A 25,279-nucleotide genomic window follows, 5' to 3' on the forward strand; every position below is an offset into this window, starting at 1 on the left:
GTTCTCGCAGCTCATCCTGCGCGTGGGAGCGGCGGCGCGCGGCCGAGTGTCCTGAATCCGGTCGGTCGGACACCCGTGCGTCCGGTGCCCAGGATGGCATACGGCGCGCCGCGTAGAGTCGGAACGCGGGCGCGACGACGCGTTACGCGGAAAGGCCGATGAGTCGTGACAGCGACGCAAGAGATCCCCGTTCAGCAGCCCGATTCCGACATGTCTCCGCCCGACGGCTGGGAGGCGCAGGAGGGCGACCATCGCATCGAGACGGACTCGCTGGGGCAGCGTCGTATTCCTGCAGACGCATATTGGGGCATCCACACGTCGAGGGCCCTGGAGAACTTCCCGATCGCACATCGGCCGATCTCGGTGTACTCGACCTTCGTCGACGCGCTCGCCATGGTGAAGCTCGCAGCGGCGAGGGCGAACGCCGAGATCGGTGCGATCGAGCCGCACAAGGCGGAACTCATCGAAGCCGCATGCCTCGAGCTGCTCGACGGCAAACTGCACGACCAGTTCGTGGTGGGCATCATCCAGGGCGGTGCCGGCACCTCCACCAACATGAACGCCAACGAGGTGATCGCCAATCGGGCGCTCGAACTCGGCGGATGGCAGAAGGGCGACTACGCCCACATCCACCCGATCGACGACGTCAACCGCAGTCAGAGCACGAACGACACGTATCCGACGGCGCTGAAGATCGCGTTGTCGTTGTTGCTGCGTTCGCTGCTCGACGAGCTGTGGGCGCTGCGCGAGTCGTTCTCACGCAAGGGCGTCGAGTTCAAGCATGTGCTGAAGGTGGGGCGAACGCAGCTTCAGGATGCCGTGCCGATGACTCTCGGACAGGAGTTCCATGGCTTTGCGACGACGCTCGGCGAAGACCACCAGCGGCTCAAGGAGACCATCTGGCTGCTCTCCGAGGTCAACATCGGCGCGACAGCGATCGGCACCGGCATCACCGCGGATCCGCGCTACTCCGCCTCAGCGGTGCAGCACCTCGCGCGCATCTCAGGGCTCGACCTTGAGGCCGCGCCCGACCTCATCGAGTCCACGAGCGATGCGGGCGCCTTCATGTCGTTCAGCGGCGCGCTGAAGCGCAGCGCGGTGAAGCTCTCCAAGATCTGCAACGACCTGCGCCTGCTCTCCAGTGGTCCGCAGGCGGGCCTCGGCGAGATCAATCTGCCGCCGCGGGCTGCGGGATCCAGCATCATGCCCGGCAAGGTGAACCCGGTCATCCCCGAGGTCGTGAACCAGGTGGCGTTCAGCATCATCGGAGCGGATGCCACGGTCACCGCGGCCGCGGAGGGCGGCCAGTTGCAGTTGAACGCGTTCGAGCCGGTCATCGCCAACTTCCTGCTGCAGTCGATCACCTGGCTGCGCCAGGCATGCCTCACGTTGCGTGTGAACTGCGTGGACGGCATCACTGCCAACGAGGAACGGCTCGAGACGATGGTGGGATCGAACATCGGCGTGATCACCGCACTCACCCCGCACATCGGGTACGCGGCGGCCGCGGCGCTGGCGAAGACGGCATTGCTGACGAACCGGAACGTCGCCGATCTCGTGGTGGAGGCCGGTCTCATGCCGCGCGAACGTGTCACCAGGCTGCTCTCGCCTGCCCGGCTGAGCGGGCTGGAGACGATCACCACGTCGATCCCGGTCGTCTCGGACCATCACGGCAGTCCCGACGAAGGGCTCTGAAGCACGCCGCCCCTCTCCGACGCACGCTGCCCCTATGGTGAACGAGTGCCCATCGACGAGGAGCGCCGCGACACGTCGCGGGCGGCAGGCGACCGCGACTCGCGTCGCGCAGCGATAGCGGCCGACGCGGCGATCGGCGAGTTCGACTGGTCGGTTCCTCCGGAGGGCACCGTGGTCGGCCGGTTCGAGGCGCCGAGCGGATCACTCGCCACCTGGTCGATGGGCGACCCCAGTGGTCCGCGCGTCGTGCTCGTGCCCGGTGTGACCGGCTCGAAGGAAGACTTCGTGCTGCTCGGCCCGATCCTCGTGGCCGCGGGCTACAGCGTGCTCAGCTACGACCTCGCTGGGCAGTACGAGTCGGCGGATGCCGGCCCTCCCCTTCGTGCGGCCGTCACGTCGCAGACCGCCGGCCGGAACCGCCGACGGGGGCCGGGAACGGGTGGGGCCTACGACTACGACCTCTTCGTCGACGATCTTCTCGCCGTGCTCGCCGCCGGCGGCCCGTCGCACCTGCTGGGATACTCGTTCGCCGGAACCGTGGCCCAGCTGGCCGCCGTGCGCCGGCCAGACCTCGTGCGCAGTCTCACCCTGCTCACCACACCACCGCTGCCGGGCGGGACGTTCCGCGGAGTGCGGCTGATCGGCTGGCTGAGTCGCTTCTCCACGGCCCGTCAGGGCGCTGGGCTGATGATCTGGGGGATCGTCACCAACAAGAACAAAGTGGGCCCGAAACGGCTCGAGTTCGTGCGATCCCGGTTCGAGCTCACCAGTCGCAAATCGATCGACGACATCATCGGGCTCATGCGCCACACGCCGGACGTGGCGCCCGTGCTGCGCGCGACAGGCATCCCGGTGCTCGTGGCCACCGGGGAGCACGACCTGTGGCCGGTCAGGCTGCATGCAGGGTTCGCAGAGCGGCTCGGAGCCACGCTCGCGGTGTACCGAACGGGACACAGCCCTTGCGAGACCGCACCGCACCAGCTCGCCCGCGACATGCTGGAGTTGTTCGCCCGAGCCGGATGACGCGCCGTGCCTTCAGACCGTGCTGGTCGCGTCGCCCTGGTCGGCCTCGTCCGCCCGGTGACGCAGCCGGTACTTCTCGCGCTCCTCGCGGATGCGCCACGGCGACGCCTCCGGCCAGTTCAGCCGGAAGGTCAGATAGGCCCAGCCCAGCCTCCTGCCGAAGGCGCGCCACGACGAGAAGGGCCTTGCCGAGATACCGACGCGCAGCGTGTCATCGACTCGCACGACGACATCCGGCGGTAGGTGCAGGCTGAGGTCGAGGTCGTCGTGCACACGCCGCAGATCGCGGTGCACATCGTTGCGCACGCGCAGCCACACCTCACGTCGCATCGCGAAGTTCGAACCGAAGATCGGGCCGTTGTCGAGCCACAGCCCGCCGAACCAGAAGTACCCGCCGATGTACAGATTCTCGCCCAGCCAGGTCACGAGCGGGTTGCCGTCGTAGAACTCGCCAGGGCCGGTGAGTACGCCGACTTCGGGCGCGACGGTGAGTTCCGCCTCGATGTGGACCAGCCAGTCTGCCGGAGGCCGCGAGTCGGCGTCCAGCCGGGCGATGATGTCTCCGGATGCCGCGTCATAGCCGGCCGAGGCGGCCGGGAAGATGCCAGGCACCGGCTGGTGCACCACTGTGGCGCCGAACGAGCGGGCGACTTCGGCAGTCTCGTCGGTGCTCGCATTGTCGACGACCACGATCTCGTCGGCCGGCCGCAACTGGCCGCGCAGCCTGTGCAGACACTCCCGGAGCATCACCGCATCGTTGTACGAGGGGATCACCACGGAGATCGTCGACACGTCGCGCAGCGCTCCCATCCGCATGACGACCCGTGAGCTGGGCGCCCGCCGCCCACCGATCCTACGCGTAAGATTCCGATGCGTTCACCGGCGCCCGTGCGTCTCAGCGGGCTTGACACGACGAGGAGTCGCATGTTCGATCGGATGCGCCGCGGCGCCCCCGGAACGGTCGGACCGTCTGCATGAGCGGGTATCCCCGCTCTCCGTCGCCACCCTTCCCGCCGAAGCCGCGCGCCCGCACCAGCACCGTGGTGTGGACGATCATCGGGCTGGTGCTGCTCACCCAGCTCCTTGTCGTCGTGTTCGCCTACCTCGTGCTCGCGTTCGGGGCCGGCGCCGTCGCGGTGAGCACCCTGCTCGCGCTGGTGCCGCTGGCCATAGTGGTGCTCACGGCCACCTGGATCGACGCCTGGGAGCCGGAGCCGTGGGCGGCGAAGGTGTTCGCCTTCCTGTGGGGCGCGGCTGCAGCCATCACCATCGCGTTGCTCTTCGACGTGGGCCAGCGTCTCCTCACGGGCATTCCCGAGAGTTCGATCCTGTCTGCGACGGTCCGGGCCCCGATCGTGGAGGAGTCGGCGAAGGGTGTGGCGGTGCTCATCCTCGTCTTCGCGGCCCGCCGCACGTTCGACGGTCCCATCGACGGCATCGTGTACGCGGCGTTCACCGCCGGCGGTTTCGCCTTCGTGGAGAACATCCAGTACTTCGGTACGGCGCTGCACAACGGCGGTGCCAGTGAAGCCGCCACGGTGTTCGTTCTGCGCGCGTTGTTCTCGCCGTTCGCACACGTGCTCTTCACCTCGTGCACCGGGCTGGCCGTGGGGCTGGCAGCGCGCAGGAGGGGTGTCGGGCGGATCCTCGGCGCGTTCGCCGTCGGACTCGCGGTCGCGATCGTGCTGCATTCGGTGTGGAACTTCGCCGGCTACCTCGGCTTCTGGGGTGTCTACCTGTTCTTCGAGTTCCCGATCTTCGTGGCCGCCGTCGTCACCGTGGTGCTGCTGCGGGTGCGCGAGCAACATTCGACCAGGGACCGGCTTGAGGAGTACGGCAGGGCCGGATGGTTCGCGCCGGAGGAGGTCGCGCTCTACGGCACCAGAGTCGGGCGCCGTCGGGTGCGCGCCTGGGCCAGGACACGAGGCGGTGAGGCGCCGGCCATCGTGCGATCGATGGTGCGTGACACCACCAGGCTCGCGATGGACCGGCAGCGCCTCGTGACCGGGGCGGGGGATGGCTATACGTCGGCCGAAGAAGCGGCTCTGCTCGCCGAGATCAGCACGTCGCGGAGCCGGCTGTACGGCCTCGGCTGATGCGACCCATGCACGGTTCGCGGTGCGGATCGTGTCGTTGACCAAAAACTCACCGCTCGGTGGTGCGGCACTGCCTGCAGCCGAATCCGAGCGGCGAGTTGGTCTGCACCCAGAGTGCATCGGTTCGCGCAGTATTGCAAGCACTCGAATCGCTTCGCCATGGCTGAGGCCGGTCGCCACGTCGTCGAGGCCACGCTTTGACGCAGACGGCACCGTGCCGTTGGATGGACGGATGAGTGAAACGCAGAAGTCCAAGCCCGAGATCGACGCGCCCCAGGGCCCGGCACCAGAGGCTCTCGAGATCGTCGACCTGGTCGAGGGCGACGGTGCACAGGCGACGCCCGGCGCGAGCGTCGACGTGCACTACCTCGGAGTCGACTACGACTCGGGCGAGGAGTTCGACTCGTCGTGGAGCAGGGGCCAGTCCATCCAGTTTCCGCTCCGAGGTCTCATCCAGGGCTGGCAGGACGGCATCCCCGGCATGAAGGTCGGCGGTCGGCGCCGGCTCACGATTCCGCCGCAGCTGGCGTACGGTCCGGCCGGCAGCGGACATCCGCTTGGTGGCAAGACGCTGATCTTCGTGATCGATCTGCTCGACGTGAAGTAGGAACGGCTTCTGCCACCGAGTGCCGGTACGGAGCGCCGCATAGGGTTGGACGGGTGACCCGTGCGCGTGACGAGCTGGCCCGTCTGCTGGTGAGCGTTCCGGACTTCCCCGAGCCGGGCGTACTCTTCCGCGACCTGGCCCCGGTGTTCGCCGACGGCGTCGCGTTCAGGGCCATCATCGACGACCTCGCACAGCATTTCGAGGGCGAGTTCGATGCAGTCGCCGGCGCGGAGGCGCGAGGATTCGTGCTCGCCGCCGCGGTCGGCTATGCGGCAGGAGTGGGCGTGCTCGTGGTGCGCAAGGCGGGCAAGCTGCCTGGCGCGTTGCTCGCCGAGTCGTAGGACCTCGAGTACGGCAGTGCCGGCCTCGAACTGGAGCAAGGCCTGCTGACGAGCGGTTCACGGGTGCTCGTGCTCGATGACGTGCTCGCCACAGGCGGCACCCTGGGCGCGACCGCCAGGCTCATCCGCAGGGCCGGATACTCGATCGCGGGTTTCGGTGTGGTGCTCGAACTCGACGAGCTCGGTGGCCGTGACCGTCTCTCCGGCTCGCCGGTGTACAGCATCGCTGCGCTCTGACGAGAACCTCCGCCTGTGTCGCGCGTCTAACCTGATCGTGTGACTGCAACGGAGGCGGCGCTCGGGAACGCCGCGGAGGAGCAGGGGCCGGTCGTTGCCACCGGGTTCGGACGTGTTCGGGGCGTGCGCGGCGACGGCGTGCACTCGTTCAAGGGAATCCCATACGCGGCTCCTCCGGTCGGAGCGCTGCGCTTCCGCAGCCCGCAACCGCCTGAGGGGTGGGAGGGCGTGCGTGACGCCACCAGGTTCGGCAGCATCGCGCCGCAGCCGTTCCAGGCGTTCCCCGGCGCGCAGCCGCGGGAGATGAGCGAGGACTGCCTCACGGTCAACGTCTACACGCCGGAGCTCGGGTCGGCAGACCTGCCCGTCATGGTGTGGATCCACGGCGGTGCCTACTACGTGGGGTCTTCGTCCGACCCGCTGTACGACGGCGCCCTGCTGGCGAAACGCGGAGTCGTGGTGGTGACCTTCAACTACCGCATCGGACCGCTGGGCTACCTCGACCTGTCGTCGTTCTCGACGGCGGACGACGTGTTCGAAAGCAACGTGGGTCAGCGCGATCAGTTGGCGGCGCTCGCCTGGGTGCGCGAGAACATCCGCGAGTTCGGCGGATGCCCGGATCGCGTCACCCTGTTCGGCGAGTCCTCGGGAGCCGGAGCGGTCACCACCATGCTGGCCACTCCGCGTGCGGAGGGCCTGCTGCACGGAGCGATCGCCCAGAGCTCCCCGGTCGGAAGCGTGTATTCGCCGCAGACCGCGCGCGTCTCGGCCGAGCGGTTTCTGGCCAGGCTCGACATCACCCGGCATGCTGTGCACCGCCTCCGCCTACTCCCTGCCGGAGCGCTCGTCGAGGCGTGCTCTCGGCTCATCGTCGACACCAGCGTGCTCGAACCGGGCACGATCCCGGTGGCGCCGGTCGTCGATGGCGATCTGGTGCCGGAATACCCACTGACCGCCATGGCTCGCGGCGGTGCACTCCGCGTGCCGCTCCTGATCGGATCGAACCGCAACGAGGCGATGCTGTTTCGGCTGCTGCGCTCGCCGATCGTTCCCAACAGCTCGAAGGCCGTCCAACTCATGGTGGAGCGGCTCGGCACGCCGGAAGCGCTCGCAGTGCCGTCCGGCTATCGCGGCTATCCGCGGTTGCGGCCGGCGCTGAGCTTGGCGACGGATGCCGCGTTCCGCATGCCGACGGTGTGGGCAGCTTCCGCGCACAGCAGCTACGCACCCACCTGGGCGTACGAGTTCGATTTCGCGCCGCCGCTCATGAAGGCGGCCGGATTGGGAGCGATGCACGGAGCGGAGCTGCCGCATGTGTTCGGTGCCGACGTGCCGCGCGTGCTGTCGTTCGGCGCGCGGGGATCCGGGCGTCGTCTGACGGAGAGGATGCAGTCCCGCTGGGTCTCGTTCGCCCAGATCGGCGATCCGAATCCGCTCGGCATGTCACCGGTATGGCCGCATTACGACACACAATCCCGTTCGACCTACGTCTTCGACAGCAGCGACCGGGTTGTGGCAGACCCCCAGGGCGACCTCCGCAGGGTCTGGGGCGATGGAATCATCGCCTTCCGTTGACGGGGTGCGATGGAATCATCGCCTTCCGTTGACGGGGTGCGATGGCATCATCGCCTTCCGTCGGCCGCCCGCAACGTGCGTCGCAGCAGGGTCCACAGCTCCGGATGACCCAGCACACGGAAGTGCCCGTCCACCGGAAGGCGCACGTTGGCGCGGGCATCCGGCAGCAGGCTTCCCGCGGGGATCTGCGGGTCGAAGCGCGGGAACACCGACACGATGTCGTGATTCGCCGCCTTGTTCGCCGCGAGTTCGAGCAGGGTGGAGTCGGCGGGGGAGAAGTCGCGCAGCGAACGCACCGGTGCCCGGGTGGCGAATGCCGATCCGGAGAACGGGGTCGCGATGGCGACCATGTCGCTCACGCGTGATCGAGTCCGCTCCCACGTCATCAGCTGCTTGCCGACGAGGCCGCCTTTGCTGTGCGCAATGACGAGCACGTCGGTCAGATCGTGTCGTTCGAGGTAGGCCGCGGCGAGTTCCGCGGTGTCGAGCACGCGTTCCACGTTGCGTCCGAGCGCAGTCAGCACGTGCGGGCGTTGCCCGCACGCCACGCAGAGCGCCGCGAACGGGTCGAGGAACCGGGGCGATTCGTGCACGCCGGGCAGGAGCAGCACGGGTGGCCCGTCGAGCGGATGCCCGTGGTCGCCGACGATCCACCTTCTTGCCCGCGCGCCGCGAGCGTGCCATCCGGGGAGGAACGCCGCATCCGCAAGGCCCACCGTCGCGGCTTTCGCCACGGCCCGCGCTGTCAGCTGGTCGTGCGTCGACATGTCTTCCACCTTCGCACCATGGGCCTGACCGACTCGAACCGATCGGTCGAGGTCGCGGCTCGCGGAGGTACGGCCGGCCCGTCTCGCAACCCGCGGGTAGTGTCGATCGGGTAGTTGAAACGACCCGGCCGGGCGTTGCGTCAGCCCGGTGGACAAGGAGACGACCTGTGACCCCGACGAGGAAGACGAGCCAGGGGACCCGGCCGAACGAGGCGGAGTCCGAGCGGTCCGCCGAGCTCGCAACCGAGGCGACGACGGTGCCTGTCACGCCCGAGCGCGTTGCCTCTGCATCACTCCGGCGCGAGCCTGTGGCGCCGGAGGCGGTGACCGAGCGGCTCGACGCGGCGGATCCGCTCGGCGATGCCGTGCAGCGACCCGCCGATGCGGAGTCCGACGCCGTCGCGCACGAGGTGCCGGTGGGCGAGGCGCCGCAGCTGTTCGCCGCGGAGGACCACGTCGGGCGCCCGCAGCCCGTAGAGGCTCCCGCACAGCCATACGTTCCGGCGCCACTGAGCGCGACCCAGTTGCAGAACGATCCGCTTCTGGGCACTCACGACGAGATCATCGTCGACCTCGGGCTCAAGCTCAGGTGGGCGGCCGTGGGGTGGGCGCTGCTGGGCGCCGTCGCTTCGTGGCTCATCGCCGCGCAGGTCGGGATCGCCACGAAGAGCGGCACACCGTTCGGCTGGGCGCTCGCCGCGACGATCTTGATCTTCGCCGGAGCCGTCTGGTACTTCGCGGATGTCTCCACCCGCTTCACCTCGGTCGCCGCGTATCGCAAGGCCAAGACACCGCAGTCCATCGCCCGCCTCCATCGAGGTGCTGTCGTCGGCCTGTACTCGGCGATCGGCGCGTGGATCGGGGTCGCGCTCGGCGCGCTCGTCGTCGTGAGCGGAACGGTCACGGCCGTGCTCACCCTGGCGTTCGGGGCATCCGGCTGGGCCTGGTTCTTCGGGGCGGTCCCCGCCGCACTGCTCTACCTTTACGGCTTCGCGCTGCTGCATTACCGACTGCTGGAGAAGACGCGCGACGCAGTCGCCTGACGCTTCCGCGCCGTCGCCTGACGGTTCCCGCCCCTTTCGCCGACAGGGCCGTCCGCGTTCTCTCGTCGCGCGAATCGGCATGTTCTCGGTCCGATGTCCTGTCGAGACCGGGCCCGACGCGGGCCGGCCAGCGATGCTGCTAAGCTTTTCCGGTTGCCGTCAGAACGGCCGCGGAGAAAGAGCGCCAGGGCATCCGGCTCGTGGCACCGCGCAACGAGAGGAAGGGGATCGAATCTATGGCACTCGATGCAGATGTCAAGAAGGCGATCATCGAAGAGTACGCAACCCACCCCGGTGACACCGGATCCCCGGAGGTTCAGGTCGCGATCCTGACCAAGCGGATCAAGGACCTCACCGAGCACCTCAAGGAGCACAAGCACGACCACCACTCGCGTCGTGGTCTGCTGCTGCTCGTGGGCCAGCGCCGTCGCCTGCTGGGTTACCTGCAGGAGATCGACATCAGCCGGTACCGCACGCTCATCGAGCGTCTCGGCCTTCGCCGATAAGGCACAGCTGAGAACCGCGTCGATCGACAGCTCTGCGTTCGACAACGCGAACTTCTTGGAAACGGCCCGCCACCTCTCAGGGTGGCGGGCCGTTTCGCCGTTCCCGGGTGCGCTCAGGAGGCAGGGAATCGATCAGGCGGGTTCTGCGGCAGCGAGCTCTGCCGCCAGCTCTCGCGTGCCCCGGTTCCACGGTGTCCCGTGTCCCGGCAGCACCCACGTGGCGTCGATGGAGGCCAGCTTCGCGTGCGACCGGCGCGCCGCATCCGGATCGTCGGTGAACGGCGAGGGCTGAGGGCCCCGCTTCCCGGTCAGCACGTGTCGGGTGGTGAGAGCATCGCCGACGAAGACCGCGTCGAGGGAGGGTGCCACGATCGCGATGCTTCCGGCGGAGTGGCCGGGAAGGCCGACGATCCGAGGACTGCCGGGGAGGTCGAGCACATCACCGTCGTGCACCGGTGTCACCGCCGTCAGGTACGTCGTGCGCAGACCGCCCTTGCGCAGGGTGTACCAGAGGAACCCCGCAGTGGCGCCGAAGCGCGTCTTGCCCCACGCCGGATGAGTCGACTCCTCGCCGCGAGCACGAGCCGCGTCTTCCTCGCCGATGTACACCGGGATGTCGTGTTCGCGTCGTAGTCGTTCGGCGTATCCGATGTGGTCGGAGTCGCCGTGCGTGAGGATGATGCCGCGGACGTCTGCGACCGTGCGTCCCATTGCGGCGAGTTCCTTCAGCAGGTCGGAGTACTGGCCGGAGATTCCGGCGTCGATGAGGGTGAGGCCGCCGTCTCCCTCGATGAGGTACGCGGCGACGAGGTCGTTGCCGATGCGGTGCAGGCCGGGGGCGAGTTCCATGACTGTTCCTTCGGGCGGTGATGAGTGTAACGTTGCCATGGCTACGATAATTAGCCATGATGGCTAATGTCAATAGCCAACGCCGTGTGTGTCGTTGCAGCACGGCGGCGTTTCGAAGGGGGAGACGGATGCCTGCACCCACCCGCACGACGAACGACGAGATCTTGACGGCGGCCGTGCGGCTCGTGGAGGAGGGCGGTCCCGACGCGCTGACCATGAAGGCCGTGGCCGCCAGGGTGGGCGTGCAGCCGCCGTCGTTGTACAAGCGGGTGCAGGGCAGAGAGCATCTGCTCGGGATGGTCGCCGAACGCGCCGCTTCCGATGTGGCGGCCGTGCTCGACGAGGCGCAGGGGGCTGCAGGTGAGAATCCGCTGAACGGCGTGATCGCCATGGCGAGGTCGCTGCGACGGTTCGCTCACGAGCATCCGCGCCTGTTCGGATTGATCTTCGCTGCGCTGCCCGACGCAGCGCGCCCGTCACGAGACGTGCTGGCGCGAGCGAGTGCCGGCGTGGTCGCCGCGGGCGGCCGCCTCGCCGGTCCCGAGCGCGCGCTCGACGCGGCACGCACCGTCACAGCGTGGGCGTTCGGCTTCCTCACGATGGAGCTCGCGGGTGCCTTCCAGCTCGGCGGCGACCCGGGTGAGGCGTTCGAGTTCGGCGCGCACGCCATCGCACGCTCGCTCGAGGCGCCCGTGGATGAGCCGGGAAAGGTGCGCTGATTGGCCCGGCGGCGGTCCGTCGTCGTAGTCTGGGAGCGACGCTTGGCAACGGTGCTGAGCGGACCGGCCACGCCACAAGCATCCGCCGGTCACGATCGATGAAGGCTGCGTACAACGATGCTCACCATCAGACCTGGTATGGACACGTCCACCCGTCAGGGCCAACTCGCCCGGCTGATCGCCCCGGACGGCGAACGGCTGCATGACCCCGATCTCGACCCGTGGGTCGCCGACGTCTTCGAGGAGCAGCTCCTCGGTCTGTATGAGGACATGGTGGTAGCCCGCCGTATCGACACCGAGGCGACGGCGCTGCAGCGTCAGGGGCAGCTCGTGCTCTGGCCGCCACTGATCGGCCAGGAGGCCGCTCAGATCGGCTCGGCCCGCGCCTTGCGGCGCGGAGACTTCGTGTTCTCCAGCTACCGAGAGAACGCGGTCGCGTACGTGCGCGGCGTATCGATGACCGACATGCTCCGGGTGTGGCGTGGGTCGCAGTTCTCCGGCTGGAACCCCTACGACGTGGGCATGGCGACCCCGACCGTGATCATCGGCGCCCAGACCTTGCACGCTGTCGGCTACGCCATGGGCGTGCAGCACGACGGTGCTGACGACATCGCCATCGCGTACTTCGGCGACGGTGCGACCAGCGAGGGCGACACAAACGAGGCGATGGTGTTCGCCGCCGCGTACGGTTCGCCGGTCGTCTTCTTCTGTCAGAACAATCAGTACGCCATCTCCGAGCCCGTCGGATTGCAGGCGCAGAAGCCGATCGCCGACCGCTCACCGGGATTCGGCATCCCGAGCATCCGAGTCGACGGCAACGACGTGCTGGCAGTGCTGGCCGCCACCCGCATGGCCGCCGAGCACGCGCGCTCCGGTGAGGGCCCGATGTTCATCGAGGCCGTCACGTATCGGCTGGGGCCCCACACCACCTCCGACGACCCGACCCGGTACCGAGAGACCGTGGAGCTGGACACCTGGCGGGAACTCGACCCGATCGAGCGCACCCGCCTGCTGCTCGTCGACTCCGGCGCCCTCACCGAGGAACGTGCGGCCGCCGTGAAGGCCCGGTCCGACGCGATCGCCAAGGAACTGCGCGACGGATGCCTGTCGCTGCGTCCCCGGGCACCGCTCACGATCTTCGACGACGTCTACGCGCACGCCCCGTCGGCCCTCCAACGCGAGCGCGACGCGTACGCCGACTATCTCGCGTCGTTCCAGAACCCGGATGCCGCGGCGGGCCGGGCCGGCACGTCGGAGGTGTCGCGATGACCGAGCTCACTCTGGCGAAGGCGATCACCACCGGCCTGGCCGATGCACTCGAGGCCGACGAGAAGGTGATTCTGCTCGGTGAAGACATCGGCAGACTGGGCGGCGTCTTCCGCGTCACGGACGGCCTGCAGGAACGCTTCGGCGCCGACCGGGTCATCGACACACCCCTCGCCGAGGCGGGCATCATCGGCACCGCCGTGGGAATGGCGATGCGCGGGTACCGGCCGGTGTGCGAGCTGCAGTTCGACGGCTTCGTGTTCCCCGGTTTCGACCAGGTCGTCGCTCAGGTCGCCAAGATGCGTTACCGCACCATGGGTGCTGTGGGCATGCCGATCACGATCCGCGTGCCCTTCGGCGGCGGCATCGGCTCGGTCGAGCATCACTCCGAGTCCCCGGAGGCGTACTTCGCGCACACACCGGGGCTGCGCGTCGTGGCGTGCTCGAACCCGCAAGACGCGTACACCATGATCCGGCAGGCGATCGAATGCGACGACCCGGTCGTCTTCTTCGAGCCGAAGCGTCGCTACTGGTCGAAGGGCGATGTGCTGCCCGATGTCGCAGACGCGCCCTCGCTCGAGCGGGCGCGCGTCGTGACCTCCGGAACCGATGCCACCCTCGTGACATACGGACCACTGGTGCAGACCGCGAAAGATGCCGCGCTCGCCGCTGGAGACGAGGGCGTCTCGGTCGAGGTGATCGACCTGCGTTCGCTGGCTCCACTTGACGAGGATGCCATCGTCGACTCCGTGCGCAAGACCGGGCGGCTCGTGATCGCACACGAGGCGCAGCGGTTCGGCGGCCTCGGCGCGGAACTCGCAGCCACGGTCACCGAACGCTGCTTCGACACGCTCCTCGCGCCGCCGCTTCGGGTGACCGGGCACAACATCCCGTACCCGCCGTCGGAGCTGGAGGAGCACTATCTCCCCGACCTCGACCGTATGCTCGACGCGGTCGACCGTGTGATGGGGGTGCGGGTATGACCGTCAAGGAGTTCGCTCTGCCCGACCTCGGCGAGGGCCTGACCGAGTCGGAGGTCGTGGCGTGGAAGGTTTCCGTCGGTGACGCGGTCGAGCTGAACCAGATCATCGCCGAGGTGGAGACCGCGAAGGCGTTGGTCGAGGTGCCGTCGCCGTTCGCCGGCATCGTCAAAGAACTCCACGCCGAGCCCGGTGAGACCCTCGAGGTGGGTGCGCCGTTGATGTCCTTCGACGTCGAGAGCGAAGCAGCCTCGGAAGACTCTTCGGATGCCTCTGTTCCGGCATCCGATGAGGCACGCGTCGCGGAACCGATCGGCGTGGGCGCCACGCAGACAGGCTCGCGACCGGTCGTGACGAACGCCGGCGGTCGGCCGCGCGTCGCCGGGCCCGCGGGACGCGAGCAGTCCGAGGGGACGGGCGCCGGCCCGGAGCCTGCGGCGGCCGCATCCGCCGACAGCGCAGAGCCGGTAGAGGAGGAGCGCCACGAAGTGCTCGTCGGACGCGGTCCACGTGCGCAGTCCGCGCGGAGGCCGCAACGCAAGGCGCGCTCAGGACGCCTGGCTGAGCCGATCGCCTGGGAACGTCCGGCGGGTGTCGGTCGCCGAGACGGGGCCGAGCCCGTGCGGTCGGTCGAGTCCACACAGTCGGTCGAGTCTGCGCCGCCTGTCGAAACCGCGACGACGACCAGATCGGCGGGCGAGACCCGGAGCACCGCGACCGGTGTCCGACGTCGCACCGCAGAGGCGATGGTGCGCAGCGCCGCCGTGCCGCAAGTGACGGAGTTCCTGACGGTCGACGTGACTCGGAGCATCCGTCTCATCGACCGGCTGGCCGGCTCGCACGAGTTCCGCGGGAGGCGCGTCACCGTGCTCACTCTGGTGGCGAAGGCGCTCTGCCTCGCGCTCCAGGCCACCCCGGAGGCGAACACGCGTTGGGACGACTCCACCGGCGAGATCGTGACGCCTGCCGGAGTGAACCTGGGGATCGCCGTGGCGACCGACCGCGGCCTCGTCGTGCCGAACATCCGCGATGCCGCTGCTCTGCGCATGCCGGAGCTCGCCGACGCGCTCACCGCTCTCGTCGAGCGCGCCAGAACGGGACGGTCGACGCCGGCGGAGTTCACGGGCGGCACGGTGACGATCACGAATGTGGGCGTGTTCGGCGTGGATGCCGGCACGCCGCTGCTGAACCCCGGTGAGACGGCGATCCTCGCGCTCGGCGCCGTGAACCGGCGTCCGTGGGAGCACAAGGGACGCGTGCGTCTGAGGCACGTCATGACACTGAGCCTGACGTTCGACCACCGCGTGATCGACGGCGAGCAGGGATCGAGGTTGCTGCGTGACACCGGGCGCATCCTTTCCGATCCCGCCAGCACCCTCGCACTCGCCTGACCATTCTCGGATTCGGTCGGTCGTCGAAAGCTACGGCCCCTGGACGGGCGGAGCATGCCGGAGCGCACATCTCACAAGCAGCTGCGCCTGTTCAGGGGTCGTGATGCACGTCGGTGGGGTCAGGAATGACCTAACCTGTCAGGAATGACCAGCACGCCGCGCAAGCCTCTGTGGCGCTGGGATCCGGCGCCCTATGTGCTCCTTCTCATCCTGCTGATCGTCACCTCGTCGATCCCGCCGCTCGGCGCGCCCGTGCTCTACTGGGCGCTCGTCGCGATCACGGCGCTCGTGGCGCTCGTCCTCGTCGTCCTGCTCGTCGCACAACTCGCTCGCGGACGGCGCAACCCGGATGCCGCAGGCATCCTTTCCAGTCTTGACGGGCTCGAACTCGTGCGACTGGCGGCGAGTGCCGCACCGGCAACGCCGGTCGTGGAGACGCGGCGCCACCAGGGCGCGCTCGAGAGCGTGCTGGCCAGAGTCGGGGAGAACCCCGAGGCGGTACTCGTTCCGGATGCCACGCGCTGGCTGGGCCTGCGCATCCGCATCGCTGTGCACCTCGTCGCGGGCGGCCGTGTGCATCACGTGGGATTCCTGCCCGACCGCTCGACACAGCGGTACAACGCCGGCCTTCGGGCGCTGGCGGCGCGGCACCTCTATGTGTGTGCCCCCTCCACGGTGATCTCTTCGAAGGCCACAAGGTCGACTCCGAGCGGAACATCGTCCGTTCTCGACGTGCAACTGGATCTCGGCTCCCTCGCCGATGTCGTCGACCAGGCGTCGACCTGACGCACAGCGAGTCGCCAGCGACACTCCAGGGAGTACCGACAGGCTGAGCAGATGTTCCGGCGACACCCCATCATCAGCGTTCTCACGCTTCTCTACCTTGCCGGTGTCGCGATGATCACGTTGGGGCCGCAGCCGCCGGTCGCAGGCAAGGACGGCATCGTCATGCAGGTGCTGCGCGTTCTGTGGGAGCATCCGGCGACGGACTGGATCACCTACAGCGGCATCGAGTTCACGGCGAACATCGCGATGTTCCTGCCGATCGGACTCTTCTTCCTCCTACTGTTCGGTCGGAGGAAGTGGTGGCTTGCAGTGGGCATACCGTTCCTCATGACGTTGAGTATCGAGACGGCGCAGATCTGGATTCCCGGTCGGGTCTCCGACATCCGCGACGTCATCTCCAACACGATGGGCGCGATCGTGGGCGTGCTTCTAGGACTGGCGATCACCGCACCCCGAGCACGCCGGGACCGTGAGGCCGCGCGCATCGCCTCGGCGCATGCGGCAGCGCGCCGCGCCACGCCCACCGACGCCCGCTGAGGGCAGCAGGCCCGGAACGACCCGCTCTGCTAGGATCGTCACGGTTCAAGTACCACATGACACTCGCCCTGCGGATCAGGCAGGCTGCTGGTCTTCGGTGGTGGAATCCCAACCGCACCCCGCGCGACAAACGAATCTCGCCGCGGAATCTCGGCTGCGGGTGGTGCTCTTCTACTGATGGCCGGCGCGGAGCATCTCGCTGACGTAACGCCTGTCTTTCCGCATGTTCGGGCGAGCGCGCCCATGTCCACACGGGACGGCGCACGAACAAAGGAGAAGAGACCTCAATGGAAGGTCCAGAAATCAAATTCGCCGAGGCTGTCCTCGACAACGGCCGATTCGGCACCCGCACGGTTCGTTTCGAGACCGGGCGGCTCGCGCAGCAGGCGCAGGGCGCCGTGGCCGCGTACCTCGACGAGGAGACCATGCTGCTGAGCGCCACGAGCGCCGGCAAGCACCCGAAAGACAACTTCGACTTCTTTCCGCTGACGGTCGACGTCGAGGAGCGGTCGTACGCGGCCGGCAAGATCCCCGGCTCGTTCTTCCGTCGCGAGGGACGTCCGTCGACGGAGGCCATCCTGGTCTGCCGCCTGATCGACCGCCCGTTGCGTCCGTCGTTCGTCGACGGCCTGCGCAACGAGGTCCAGATCGTCATCACCGTGCTCTCGATCGCACCCGACGAGTTCTACGACGCGCTCGCCATCAACGCGGCATCAGCGTCGACGCAGATCTCGGGGCTGCCGTTCTCCGGTCCGGTCGCGGGCGTTCGTCTCGCGTTCATCCCCGGCAACGGCGAGCACGAGGACCAGTGGGTCGCATTCCCGAAGGCCTCGCAGCTGGAGAGCGCCGTGTTCGATCTCGTCGTGGCGGGCCGCGTGCTCACGAACGACGACGGCTCGGAGGGCGACGTCGCGATCATGATGGTCGAGGCCGAGGCGACCGAGCACAGCTGGAACCTGATTCAGGGCGGCGCGACGAAGCCGAGCGAGGATGTCGTCGCCCGGGGTCTCGAGGCGGCCAAGCCGTTCATCCGTCAGTTGGCCGGTGCGCAGAACGTGCTCGCTCAGCAGTCGGCGAAGGACATCGCCGAGTATCCGGTGTTCCTGCCCTACTCGCAGCAGAGCTACGACAACGTCGCAGGACTCGCGTACGACGACCTGGTGAACGTCTACCAGATCGCCGACAAGATCGAGCGACAGAACGCCGACGATGCACTCAAGGAGCGCGTCAAGGCCGCCGTCGCCGAGAAGGTCGAAGCGGGCGCGTTGCCGGCCGAGGTACTTGAGCAGTTCTCCGCGGCCTACAAGGCCGTTTCGAAGGTGGTCATGCGCTCTCGCGTGCTCCGCGAGGGCATCCGCATCGACGGCCGTGGTCTGCGCGACATCCGTCCGCTCGACGCCGAGGTCCAGGTCATCCCGCGCGTGCACGGTTCCGCCATCTTCCAGCGCGGCGAGACCCAGATCCTGGGTGTCACCACTCTGAACATGCTCAAGATGGAGCAGCAGATCGACTCGCTCTCCCCGGTGACGAAGAAGCGTTACCTGCACCACTACAACTTCCCGCCGTACTCGACCGGTGAGACCGGCCGTGTCGGCAGCCCGAAGCGTCGTGAGATCGGCCACGGCTTCCTGGCCGAGCGTGCGCTCGTCCCGGTGCTGCCCACCCGCGAGGAGTTCCCCTACGCGATCCGCCAGGTCTCAGAGGCGCTGGGCTCCAACGGCTCGACGTCGATGGGTTCCGTCTGCGCGTCCACGCTGTCGCTGCTGAACGCCGGTGTGCCGCTGCGCGCCCCGGTTGCAGGCATCGCCATGGGGCTCATCTCCGACACGGTCGACGGTGAGACGCGCTACGCGGCGCTCACCGACATCCTGGGAGCCGAGGACGCCCTGGGCGACATGGACTTCAAGGTCGCCGGAACAAGCGAGTTCGTCACCGCCATCCAGCTGGACACCAAGCTCGACGGCATCCCGTCGTCGGTGCTCGCAGGTGCCCTGCAGCAGGCGAAGGATGCCCGCACGACGATCCTCTCGGTGCTCAACGCCGCGATCGACCGTCCGGACGAGATGGCACCGACCGCTCCGCGCGTGATCAGCGTGCAGATCCCCGTCGACAAGATCGGCGAGCTGATCGGCCCGAAGGGCAAGACGATCAACGCGATCCAAGACGAGACGGGCGCCGACATCTCGATCGAGGAGGACGGGACCGTCTACATCGGCGCCGTCGACGGGCCGAGTGCGGAGGCCGCGCGCCTTCAGGTGAATGCGATCGCCAACCCGACCAACCCGGAGATCGGCGACCAGTTCCTCGGCACCGTGGTGAAGATCGCCACATTCGGCGCCTTCGTGTCGCTGCTGCCCGGCCGAGACGGCCTGCTGCACATCTCCGAGGTGCGCAAGCTCGCCGGCGGCAAGCGGGTGGAGAACGTCGACGACGTGCTCTCGGTCGGTCAGAAGATCCTGGTGCAGATCACCAAGGTCGACGACCGCGGCAAGCTCTCGCTGCAGCCGGTGATCGCCGAGGAGACCAGCACCGACGATCACGGAGCGGCCGCGGTGCCTTCGGCGGAGCCCGCCGAGACCACCGCGGAGATCGTCGAGGCCTGAATACCTCTCAGCTGACAGAGGCCAGAGCAGTGCGAGCTTGCTCGCTCTGTCGAACCGATTGAAGCAATTCAGCGGCGCGGCCGCGAACACACGCCCGTCCGGCTCCTGCCGCGACGGGCGTGTCGCGTTCGGCGCGCGGTCGGATCCACTCCGCGTGTCGCAGCTACCCGCACGCGGCACTCGTTCGGGCGGAAACACACCCGAATGCGGGGCGCGGGGCGGGCCGATCCAAGGGTTTTCCAAAGATTTGGTAACGGTTCAATCGTTTCGACCGGGCCGGCGCACACTCGTCAATTACGCTCGCTGGCATAGATGTGACGCGGCATCCCGCGTCGCAATGGCTCGTGGGGGGCCTGAAGAGCTGGAGGGGTACATGGCACAGTCGTATCCCGTGCGCGCACGGGAGCACGCGAACCGCGGCGTCAGCGGGATCGGACCGGTGTTCGACGCGCCGGTGGCGCCTGCCGACTACGACGGCGTAGCAACCGCGCCGCTCTCCATCATCGCGCCGCGCCGCCTTGGCGAGACCGAACTGGCCGTGTATCCGTTGGCCCTGGGCACGGCCGCGCTCGCCCGTGCCGCGGATGTCGACGCCGCACAGGCGGTGCTGGACCGCTACGTGCACCTGGGTGGCAACCTCGTCGTCACCTCCGATGCCCACCTGCGCGGCCTCGGCAACGCGATCGTCGGCGGCTGGATGCATCGTCGCGATATCCGCGACAGCCTCGTGCTCGACCTCCGAGTGGGCGCCGGGGAGGAGAGCCCGGGGCTCGGCCAGGTCAACCTGGTGCGCTCGGTGGAGTCGGCCCTGCGCCGGCTCGCAACCGACCACGTCGACATCCTCACCCTCGAGGGGCCGGATGCGAGTACCGCGCTCTCCGACACGCTCGCCACAGTCGAATGGCTGATCGACACCGGCAAGGTGCGGTTCGTGGCGATCTCGGGCTTCTCTGCCGAGAGTCTCATGGAGGCGAGGGTGCTCTCGTCATTCGGTCTGCCGAAGGTCGCCGCGATCGAGGTTCCCTACAACCTGATGAACCGCGGCGCGTTCGAAGGTGATCTCCGCATCGTGTCGGCCGCGCAGTCGCTCGGGGTGCTCCCTGTGCGACCGCTCGCACATGGATACCTGGCCGGCGCGTACCGCTCGCGTTCCGACCTCGACGCGGATGCCCGCGGTGCGGGGGTCGCCGGGTTCCTGGGCCGCCGGGGGCACCGAGTACGTCAGGTGCTCGACCGGGTCGCGGCCGAGCACGACAGCAGCATGGCCACCATCGCCGTCGCATGGCTCCTCGCCAAGCGCGGTGTGGTCGCGCCGGTGGTCAACGTGGCATCAGCCGTCGAGGTGGATGACCTCATGGCGGCGTGCAGCGTGAGCCTCAGTCGCAGCGACATGCTCGAACTCGATCGCGTTTCCGAGTAACTCTCCCCTCAGCGACTACCTTCCCGAGAGTGCGGTTCTCTCGCTCCGAGGACGGAATCCCGAAGGCGTGTCTTCGGGATTGTCGTCGCTTGTGCCTTCACTAGGGCAGCAAGCGCTTCAGGGCGCGGTTCAGTGCGGCGTCTGTTGCGTCCGAGTCTGCGATCGGTGCGCCGCCGAACGCGCCATCCCTCGCCAGAAGCAGATCGTCGGCGGCGGCCTCGGGATCCGCCGCGCCTGCCTCGCCGAACAGGCCGACCAGGTTCGAGCGCAACCAGGTACGCCACGCGACGACGGTGGGCGTGACCGGGCCGGAGGCATCCAGCTGCGACGTGGCGGCGTTGATGAACGGGCAACCGTGGAAGCCTGGACGTCTCGATTCAGCGGCGAATCGCTCGATCATCGCCCGAAGTACGGCGGAGGCGTCGTTCAGTCGCTCGCGGTCCGCCTCGACCGTCTCGCGGGCCAGATCGGCGCGGGTCTGCACGTATGCCGCGATGAGCACGTCCTTGGAGCGGTAGTGCTTGTAGAACGTCGCCTTCGTCACATGCGACTGGGCGATGATGCGGTCCACGCCGACGGTGTGCACGCCCTCCTCATAGAAGAGACGGTCTGCCGTGGCGAGAATCCTGAGTTTGGCGGGAGCCGGCGGGCGAGCGGCGGGCGCTTTCTGATCGGGCATCCGGTGCTCCTCGACTCGACAGGTTCTGCTGCTCTGCGACGTGTCCCGTCGCGGATCGTATGCAAGTATAGAGGGGTAGAAAGCACTGTTTGTCCTCAAGAATGCGGACATATTCGCTTGTCTCGCACTCGGGTTTTCGCGGCTGTCTCGCGGGCCGACACGATCCCCTATTCTTGAGGGGATGAACGGCGCCGTTGACCTCCCACTCGACCGCGCCGATCTGACGTTCGCCGCATCCGGCGATGCACTCGTCTCCCGCACGGTGCTGCCGAGCGGTGTGCGCGTCTTGAGCGAGCATGTGCCCGGCGTGCGCAGTGCGACGATCGGATTCTGGTTCGGCGTGGGGTCGCGCGACGAGACCGGACCTCTGCTCGGCCGTGCAGGCCACTCCGCCAGCTTCGGTTCGACGCACTTTCTCGAGCATCTGCTTTTCAAAGGAACGGGACGGCGTACCGCCTTCGACATCGCGATCGCATTCGACGCGGTCGGCGGCGAGCACAATGCGCTGACCGCGAAGGAGCAGACCTGCTACTACGCCAAGGTGCAGGACCGCGATCTCGGTATGGCGACCGAGGTGCTCGCCGACATGGTGACGTCATCAGTGCTCGATGCGACGGACTTCGAGAACGAGCGAGGCGTCATCCTCGAAGAGTTGGCCATGGCCGAGGACGACCCGGCGGATGCCGTCAACGAGCGCTTCTTCTCTGCTGTGCTGGGAGAGCATCCCATCGCCAGGCCGATCGGGGGGAGCCGCGCAACGATCAACGGCGCGACGAGGGATGCCGTCTGGCAGCACTATCGCGCCAGCTACCGCCCGCAAGACCTCGTGGTCGCCGCGGCCGGTGCCGTCGACCATGCCACGCTCGTGGCCGACGTGGAGCGCGCCCTGATCGCCGGCGGCTGGCCGATGACGGACCAGGCTGCGCCGGTCGACCGGCGCAGCACACGCGATGCGGAACTGACCGGCTCGGTGTCGATCGTCACCGCGAGGCGGCCTATCGAGCAGACTCATCTGGTGATCGGCACGCCGGGGCTCCGAGCCACCGACGATGCCCGCATCACCATGGGCGTGCTCAACTCGGTGCTCGGCGGCGGCATGTCGAGCCGGCTCTTCCAGGAGGTGCGCGAGAAGCGCGGCCTGGCGTACTCGGTCTACTCGTTCGCGGCGGGCTACTCCGACACAGGGGTGTTCGGCATGTACGCGGCGTGCGCCCCGCAGAAGTCGCGCTCCGTCGCCGCGATCATGCTCGACGAGCTGCGGCGGCTCGCCGCGCACGGGATCAGCCACGACGAGCTCGCCAGGGCTGTCGGCCAGCTCTCCGGAGGGTCGGCGCTCGCGCTCGAGGACTCCGACACGCGCATGACGCGGCTCGGCCGCTGCGAGCTGAGCACCGGCGAGTTCGTCGACCTCGATGAGACCCTCCGTCGGCTCGCCCTGGTCACCGTCGACGATGTTCGAGAGCTCGCCGCGACGCTGGCATCCCGACCACTCACCATCGCCGCGGTCGGAGCCGTCGACGACGCCGTGTTCTCCGGCCTCAACTGAACACCCTCGAATCGAAGGAATCCCAGGTCTTGCCCCACTATCTCTACCTCGTGCGCCACGGCGAGCAGCAGGATGCCGAACACGGCATGCCCGACGGTCCGCTCTCCCCGCGAGGCAAGCGTCAGGCCACGCTCATCGCCGAGCGTCTCGGCGGCGTGCCGTTCACCTCCGTCTACCACTCGCCGCTGCGCCGCGCGGAGGAGACGGCGAAGATCATGGCCGAAAGCCTGCCGGCGCTCCAGCCAGAGCCCTCCAGCCTGCTGTTCGACTGCATCCCCTCCGGCCCCACTCCCGACATGCCGAAGGCGTTCGAGTCGTTCTTCGGCGCCGTCACCGAGGCCGAGGTCGAGGCGGGAAGCGCCCAGATGGCGGATGCCGTCAGCGAGTTCCTCACACCGGCCCGCGCCGACCGCCACGACCTGCTCATCACGCACAACTTCGTGATCGGTTGGTTCGTGCGCCACGTCTTCGACGCTCCCGACTGGCGTTGGCTGGGCCTCAACCAGGCCAACTGCGGACTCACGATCATCAGGGTGCGCTCCGCGAAGCCGCCGGTGCTCGTCGTGCACAACGACCTTGGTCACCTTCCCGTGGAACTGCGCACCGGAATGCCCGAGCTGCAGCCCGTGTAGGGCGTGTCTCTCAATTCGGGCCTGGTCGGGCCCCCGCCTCCGGTTCCGGCGCCGTTCGCGGCGCCGGCCGTGCGACAGGGACGGTGTGCCCGGTACGGCCGCTCCCTGCGTCCTCGTCGTCGGTGTCACCACCAATGACGCTCCCGTCCTCGTCCTTGCGATCGCGCGGAGCACATCCTCACCTGAATCGAGAGAAGCACCCTGGCCGCATCGTCGGCGTTCAGGCGCGTGGGTCGACGTCTTTCGCGTACCAGTGGGTCGCGTTCGGGTTGTCGTTGTACGGCTCGACGGTCGTGTACCCCGATGTGCGGTAGAGGTTTCCCGCAGCTTCGAGACTCTCATTGGTGTCGAGCACGAGCCGACGGGCGCCGAACTCGATCGCGCGGCGCTCCAACTCCGTCAGCAGTGCTCGCCCGGCGCCCTTTCCGCGCGCGCTCGGAGCGAGCCACAGGTGCTTGACCTCGAAGCAGGCGAGGCGAGCGCCCGAGCCGTCCCGAACATCCGCGATTCTGCGCACACCACCGCAGCCGGCCGGCTCACCGTCGATCGTCGTCACGACGAAATCCCCGGCGGGCGGCACGAAGTGCTCCGGATCGGGGAGCTTCACGCTGTAGCTGCCCTGTGTCTGCGGGAACGTCTCGGCACGTTCGGCGAAGTACTTCTCGAGCAGATCGGCAGCGATCGGATCATCGGTTCGCAGGCTGGTGAAGGTGACCATCGCCGACAGCCTAAGGTGAAAGCCATGACCATTCGTGTGGCCGTCGTCGGTGCAAGCGGAAAGCTCGGCAGCGTCGCCGTCGACCTCATCGAGAAGGCGGAAGATCTCGAACTCGTCGCAGCTCTCGGCTCGAAGAGCGACCTGGCAGCGATGCTCGGGCCGGATGACGCGCCGTCCGAGGTGGTGCTCGATGTCACACTCCCGGCTGCGAGCCCGGGAATCGTGGACTACGCCCTTGATGCCGGCCGCAACGTCGTGGTCGGAACCTCCGGCTGGTCCTCGTCCCGGCTTGCGCCGCTTGGCGCCCGGCTGCGGGATCTGCCGGAGCGCGGCGTCATCGTCGTGCCCAACTTCTCGCTGGGGTCGGCGCTCGGCACCGCCTTCGCAGCGTCGGCGGCCAAGTACTTCGACTCGATCGAGATCGTAGAGACCCACGCGGCATCCAAGATCGACTCACCGTCGGGCACCGCCGTGCGCACTGCCGAGCTCATCGCCCAGGCGCGCGACGAGCTCGGCCCCGTCGCCGCCCCGCACACCGACCAGCGGGCGCGTGGCCAGCAGGTCGCCGGAGTCCCCGTGCACAGCCTGCGGATGGCCGGCGTGGTGGCCAGGCAGAGCGTCGTGCTGGGTGGTGCCGGCGAGACGCTCACCATCACCCACGACACGACGGATGCTCGGGCCTACGCTGCAGGCATCCTGCACGCGCTGCGGTCGGCGCCTGCGGCGCGCGGCCTCACGGTCGGCCTCGACCGACTGCTGGGCTTGTGAGGTCGGGCCTGTGAAGGGACGCGTCGCGGCCATCGTGATGGCCGCTCTGCTGCTGCTCTACGTCGTGATCGTGGTGCGTTACGGCGTCATCCTGCTCACAAGTGGATCCGGTATCGGAATCGCCATAGCGGTCGCTCTGTTCGTGCTGGCGGTGATCGCCGCGTGGGCGCTGCTGCGCGAACTCTTGTTCGGGGTGCAGACGCAGCGGCTGGTGCGCATTCTCGACGAGGAAGGCGGCCTGCCGGTCGAAGACCTTCCCCATCGTGCCAGCGGGCGCCCGCTACGCGACGCCGCCGATGAGGAGTTCCCGCGGTACAAGGAGGAGGTAGAGGCTGAGCCGAGCAGCTGGCGGGCCTGGTTTCGGCTGGGATTGGCCTATGACGCGTCGGGTGACCGCCGCAGAGCCCGGCATGCCATGCGCGAGGCGATCAGGCTGCACAAGGCCGGTTCCCCGGGCGCCGCATAGCCGCCCGGGTGCACGACTGACATGTCGGC

The 25,279-nt window shown here is 68.2% G+C and carries 24 protein-coding genes and 1 pseudogene; 20 read left to right on the plus strand and 5 right to left on the minus strand.

The annotated features are described in order from the left end of the window. Nucleotides 1-210 precede the first annotated feature (210 nt). A complete protein-coding gene (locus ACYVDK_RS16405) occupies nucleotides 211-1,695 on the plus strand; it encodes an aspartate ammonia-lyase (protein WP_460523837.1) in 1,485 nt (494 codons plus the stop codon). 45 nt (nucleotides 1,696-1,740) lie between these two features. After that, nucleotides 1,741-2,718, plus strand: coding sequence for an alpha/beta fold hydrolase (locus tag ACYVDK_RS16410; protein ID WP_460523711.1), 978 nt, complete (start codon nucleotides 1,741-1,743; stop codon nucleotides 2,716-2,718). Nucleotides 2,719-2,730: 12 nt separating this feature from the next. On the opposite strand, the gene ACYVDK_RS16415 is transcribed toward ACYVDK_RS16410, so the two are convergent. Beyond that, a complete protein-coding gene (locus tag ACYVDK_RS16415) occupies nucleotides 2,731-3,510 on the minus strand; it encodes a glycosyltransferase family 2 protein (RefSeq protein ID WP_460523713.1) in 780 nt (259 codons plus the stop codon). Between the two features lie 182 nt (nucleotides 3,511-3,692). Here ACYVDK_RS16415 and ACYVDK_RS16420 point away from each other — a divergent pair, with 182 nt between their 5' ends. From ACYVDK_RS16420 to ACYVDK_RS16435, 4 genes and pseudogenes are all read left to right on the plus strand, one after another. Then, nucleotides 3,693-4,814 (plus strand): PrsW family intramembrane metalloprotease, encoded by a 1,122-nt coding sequence (locus ACYVDK_RS16420; protein WP_460523715.1) that lies wholly within the window; start codon nucleotides 3,693-3,695, stop codon nucleotides 4,812-4,814. Nucleotides 4,815-5,046: 232 nt separating this feature from the next. Beyond that, the gene (locus ACYVDK_RS16425; protein WP_460523717.1) at nucleotides 5,047-5,421 is read left to right on the plus strand and encodes an FKBP-type peptidyl-prolyl cis-trans isomerase; all 375 of its coding nucleotides are present in this window, start codon (nucleotides 5,047-5,049) and stop codon (nucleotides 5,419-5,421) included. A gap of 53 nt (nucleotides 5,422-5,474) precedes the next feature. Beyond that, nucleotides 5,475-5,999 (plus strand): annotated as a pseudogene (locus ACYVDK_RS16430) (adenine phosphoribosyltransferase). Nucleotides 6,000-6,038: 39 nt separating this feature from the next. Continuing rightward, a complete protein-coding gene (locus ACYVDK_RS16435; RefSeq protein ID WP_460523719.1) occupies nucleotides 6,039-7,574 on the plus strand; it encodes a carboxylesterase/lipase family protein in 1,536 nt (511 codons plus the stop codon). 47 nt (nucleotides 7,575-7,621) lie between these two features. Here ACYVDK_RS16435 and ACYVDK_RS16440 read toward each other — a convergent pair whose 3' ends face one another. After that, on the minus strand, nucleotides 7,622-8,341 hold the full coding sequence (locus ACYVDK_RS16440; RefSeq protein ID WP_460523721.1) for an esterase/lipase family protein: 720 nt from the start codon (nucleotides 8,339-8,341) through the stop codon (nucleotides 7,622-7,624). Nucleotides 8,342-8,508: 167 nt separating this feature from the next. On the opposite strand from ACYVDK_RS16440, the gene ACYVDK_RS16445 reads away from it, so the two are divergent. Together ACYVDK_RS16445 and rpsO are read left to right on the plus strand one after the other, a co-directional pair. Beyond that, on the plus strand, nucleotides 8,509-9,384 hold the full coding sequence (locus ACYVDK_RS16445) for a hypothetical protein (RefSeq protein ID WP_460523723.1): 876 nt from the start codon (nucleotides 8,509-8,511) through the stop codon (nucleotides 9,382-9,384). Nucleotides 9,385-9,620: 236 nt separating this feature from the next. After that, nucleotides 9,621-9,890 carry a 30S ribosomal protein S15 gene (rpsO, locus tag ACYVDK_RS16450; protein WP_460523725.1) on the plus strand — a complete coding sequence of 90 codons (270 nt, stop codon included), beginning with the start codon at nucleotides 9,621-9,623 and terminating at the stop codon, nucleotides 9,888-9,890. Between the two features lie 132 nt (nucleotides 9,891-10,022). On the opposite strand, the gene ACYVDK_RS16455 is transcribed toward rpsO, so the two are convergent. Then, the gene (locus tag ACYVDK_RS16455; RefSeq protein ID WP_460523727.1) at nucleotides 10,023-10,739 is read right to left on the minus strand and encodes an MBL fold metallo-hydrolase; all 717 of its coding nucleotides are present in this window, start codon (nucleotides 10,737-10,739) and stop codon (nucleotides 10,023-10,025) included. 128 nt (nucleotides 10,740-10,867) lie between these two features. Between ACYVDK_RS16455 and ACYVDK_RS16460 the strand changes: the two genes are divergently transcribed. From ACYVDK_RS16460 to ACYVDK_RS16495, 8 genes are all read left to right on the plus strand, one after another. Continuing rightward, entirely contained in the window at nucleotides 10,868-11,458 is a 591-nt protein-coding gene (locus tag ACYVDK_RS16460; protein ID WP_460523729.1) for a TetR/AcrR family transcriptional regulator, read from the plus strand. Nucleotides 11,459-11,575: 117 nt separating this feature from the next. Continuing rightward, nucleotides 11,576-12,727 (plus strand): thiamine pyrophosphate-dependent dehydrogenase E1 component subunit alpha, encoded by a 1,152-nt coding sequence (pdhA, locus tag ACYVDK_RS16465; RefSeq protein ID WP_460523731.1) that lies wholly within the window; start codon nucleotides 11,576-11,578, stop codon nucleotides 12,725-12,727. Further along, on the plus strand, nucleotides 12,724-13,707 hold the full coding sequence (locus ACYVDK_RS16470; RefSeq protein WP_460523733.1) for an alpha-ketoacid dehydrogenase subunit beta: 984 nt from the start codon (nucleotides 12,724-12,726) through the stop codon (nucleotides 13,705-13,707). The genes pdhA and ACYVDK_RS16470 overlap by 4 nt, the downstream gene beginning before the upstream one ends. Beyond that, a complete protein-coding gene (locus ACYVDK_RS16475; RefSeq protein WP_460523735.1) occupies nucleotides 13,704-15,095 on the plus strand; it encodes a dihydrolipoamide acetyltransferase family protein in 1,392 nt (463 codons plus the stop codon). The genes ACYVDK_RS16470 and ACYVDK_RS16475 overlap by 4 nt, the downstream gene beginning before the upstream one ends. 144 nt (nucleotides 15,096-15,239) lie before the next feature. After that, nucleotides 15,240-15,881 carry a hypothetical protein gene (locus ACYVDK_RS16480; RefSeq protein WP_460523737.1) on the plus strand — a complete coding sequence of 214 codons (642 nt, stop codon included), beginning with the start codon at nucleotides 15,240-15,242 and terminating at the stop codon, nucleotides 15,879-15,881. Nucleotides 15,882-15,932: 51 nt separating this feature from the next. Then, complete coding sequence (locus ACYVDK_RS16485) at nucleotides 15,933-16,418, plus strand: VanZ family protein (protein ID WP_460523739.1); 486 nt, start codon at nucleotides 15,933-15,935, stop codon at nucleotides 16,416-16,418. A gap of 287 nt (nucleotides 16,419-16,705) precedes the next feature. Beyond that, the gene (locus ACYVDK_RS16490) at nucleotides 16,706-19,021 is read left to right on the plus strand and encodes a polyribonucleotide nucleotidyltransferase (RefSeq protein ID WP_460523741.1); all 2,316 of its coding nucleotides are present in this window, start codon (nucleotides 16,706-16,708) and stop codon (nucleotides 19,019-19,021) included. 373 nt (nucleotides 19,022-19,394) lie between these two features. Continuing rightward, on the plus strand, nucleotides 19,395-20,441 hold the full coding sequence (locus ACYVDK_RS16495; protein WP_460523743.1) for an aldo/keto reductase: 1,047 nt from the start codon (nucleotides 19,395-19,397) through the stop codon (nucleotides 20,439-20,441). A gap of 100 nt (nucleotides 20,442-20,541) precedes the next feature. Here the strand turns inward: ACYVDK_RS16495 and ACYVDK_RS16500 are convergent, their stop codons facing one another. Then, nucleotides 20,542-21,120: a TetR/AcrR family transcriptional regulator gene (locus tag ACYVDK_RS16500; RefSeq protein ID WP_460523745.1), complete on the minus strand. Its 579-nt coding sequence runs from the start codon at nucleotides 21,118-21,120 to the stop codon at nucleotides 20,542-20,544. 181 nt (nucleotides 21,121-21,301) lie between these two features. Here ACYVDK_RS16500 and ACYVDK_RS16505 point away from each other — a divergent pair, with 181 nt between their 5' ends. Together ACYVDK_RS16505 and ACYVDK_RS16510 are read left to right on the plus strand one after the other, a co-directional pair. Further along, complete coding sequence (locus ACYVDK_RS16505) at nucleotides 21,302-22,666, plus strand: M16 family metallopeptidase (protein ID WP_460523747.1); 1,365 nt, start codon at nucleotides 21,302-21,304, stop codon at nucleotides 22,664-22,666. A gap of 29 nt (nucleotides 22,667-22,695) precedes the next feature. Beyond that, nucleotides 22,696-23,298, plus strand: coding sequence for a histidine phosphatase family protein (locus ACYVDK_RS16510; RefSeq protein ID WP_460523749.1), 603 nt, complete (start codon nucleotides 22,696-22,698; stop codon nucleotides 23,296-23,298). A gap of 220 nt (nucleotides 23,299-23,518) precedes the next feature. On the opposite strand, the gene ACYVDK_RS16515 is transcribed toward ACYVDK_RS16510, so the two are convergent. Further along, entirely contained in the window at nucleotides 23,519-24,016 is a 498-nt protein-coding gene (locus ACYVDK_RS16515) for a GNAT family N-acetyltransferase (RefSeq protein ID WP_460523751.1), read from the minus strand. A 24-nt stretch (nucleotides 24,017-24,040) separates the two neighbouring features. Between ACYVDK_RS16515 and dapB the strand changes: the two genes are divergently transcribed. Both dapB and ACYVDK_RS16525 read left to right on the plus strand, forming a co-directional pair. Beyond that, nucleotides 24,041-24,784: a 4-hydroxy-tetrahydrodipicolinate reductase gene (gene dapB, locus ACYVDK_RS16520; RefSeq protein ID WP_460523753.1), complete on the plus strand. Its 744-nt coding sequence runs from the start codon at nucleotides 24,041-24,043 to the stop codon at nucleotides 24,782-24,784. A gap of 37 nt (nucleotides 24,785-24,821) precedes the next feature. After that, complete coding sequence (locus ACYVDK_RS16525; RefSeq protein ID WP_460523839.1) at nucleotides 24,822-25,250, plus strand: tetratricopeptide repeat protein; 429 nt, start codon at nucleotides 24,822-24,824, stop codon at nucleotides 25,248-25,250. The last annotated feature ends 29 nt before the right edge of the window (nucleotides 25,251-25,279 follow it).

It is taken from the genome of Humibacter antri (assembly GCF_054777235.1).

Coding starts and splice junctions, on each gene's coding strand:
- ACYVDK_RS16460 (WP_460523729.1), top strand. CDS start 10,868: ATGCCTGCACCCACCCGCACGACGAACGACGAGATCTTGACGGCGGCC.
- ACYVDK_RS16495 (WP_460523743.1), top strand. CDS start 19,395: ATGGCACAGTCGTATCCCGTGCGCGCACGGGAGCACGCGAACCGCGGC.
- ACYVDK_RS16475 (WP_460523735.1), top strand. CDS start 13,704: ATGACCGTCAAGGAGTTCGCTCTGCCCGACCTCGGCGAGGGCCTGACC.
- ACYVDK_RS16490 (WP_460523741.1), top strand. CDS start 16,706: ATGGAAGGTCCAGAAATCAAATTCGCCGAGGCTGTCCTCGACAACGGC.
- ACYVDK_RS16470 (WP_460523733.1), top strand. CDS start 12,724: ATGACCGAGCTCACTCTGGCGAAGGCGATCACCACCGGCCTGGCCGAT.
- rpsO (WP_460523725.1), top strand. CDS start 9,621: ATGGCACTCGATGCAGATGTCAAGAAGGCGATCATCGAAGAGTACGCA.
- ACYVDK_RS16425 (WP_460523717.1), top strand. CDS start 5,047: ATGAGTGAAACGCAGAAGTCCAAGCCCGAGATCGACGCGCCCCAGGGC.
- ACYVDK_RS16500 (WP_460523745.1), bottom strand. CDS start 21,120: ATGCCCGATCAGAAAGCGCCCGCCGCTCGCCCGCCGGCTCCCGCCAAA.
- ACYVDK_RS16455 (WP_460523727.1), bottom strand. CDS start 10,739: ATGGAACTCGCCCCCGGCCTGCACCGCATCGGCAACGACCTCGTCGCC.
- ACYVDK_RS16440 (WP_460523721.1), bottom strand. CDS start 8,341: ATGTCGACGCACGACCAGCTGACAGCGCGGGCCGTGGCGAAAGCCGCG.
- ACYVDK_RS16485 (WP_460523739.1), top strand. CDS start 15,933: ATGTTCCGGCGACACCCCATCATCAGCGTTCTCACGCTTCTCTACCTT.
- dapB (WP_460523753.1), top strand. CDS start 24,041: ATGACCATTCGTGTGGCCGTCGTCGGTGCAAGCGGAAAGCTCGGCAGC.
- ACYVDK_RS16480 (WP_460523737.1), top strand. CDS start 15,240: ATGACCAGCACGCCGCGCAAGCCTCTGTGGCGCTGGGATCCGGCGCCC.
- pdhA (WP_460523731.1), top strand. CDS start 11,576: ATGCTCACCATCAGACCTGGTATGGACACGTCCACCCGTCAGGGCCAA.
- ACYVDK_RS16525 (WP_460523839.1), top strand. CDS start 24,822: ATGGCCGCTCTGCTGCTGCTCTACGTCGTGATCGTGGTGCGTTACGGC.
- ACYVDK_RS16515 (WP_460523751.1), bottom strand. CDS start 24,016: ATGGTCACCTTCACCAGCCTGCGAACCGATGATCCGATCGCTGCCGAT.
- ACYVDK_RS16505 (WP_460523747.1), top strand. CDS start 21,302: ATGAACGGCGCCGTTGACCTCCCACTCGACCGCGCCGATCTGACGTTC.
- ACYVDK_RS16420 (WP_460523715.1), top strand. CDS start 3,693: ATGAGCGGGTATCCCCGCTCTCCGTCGCCACCCTTCCCGCCGAAGCCG.
- ACYVDK_RS16405 (WP_460523837.1), top strand. CDS start 211: ATGTCTCCGCCCGACGGCTGGGAGGCGCAGGAGGGCGACCATCGCATC.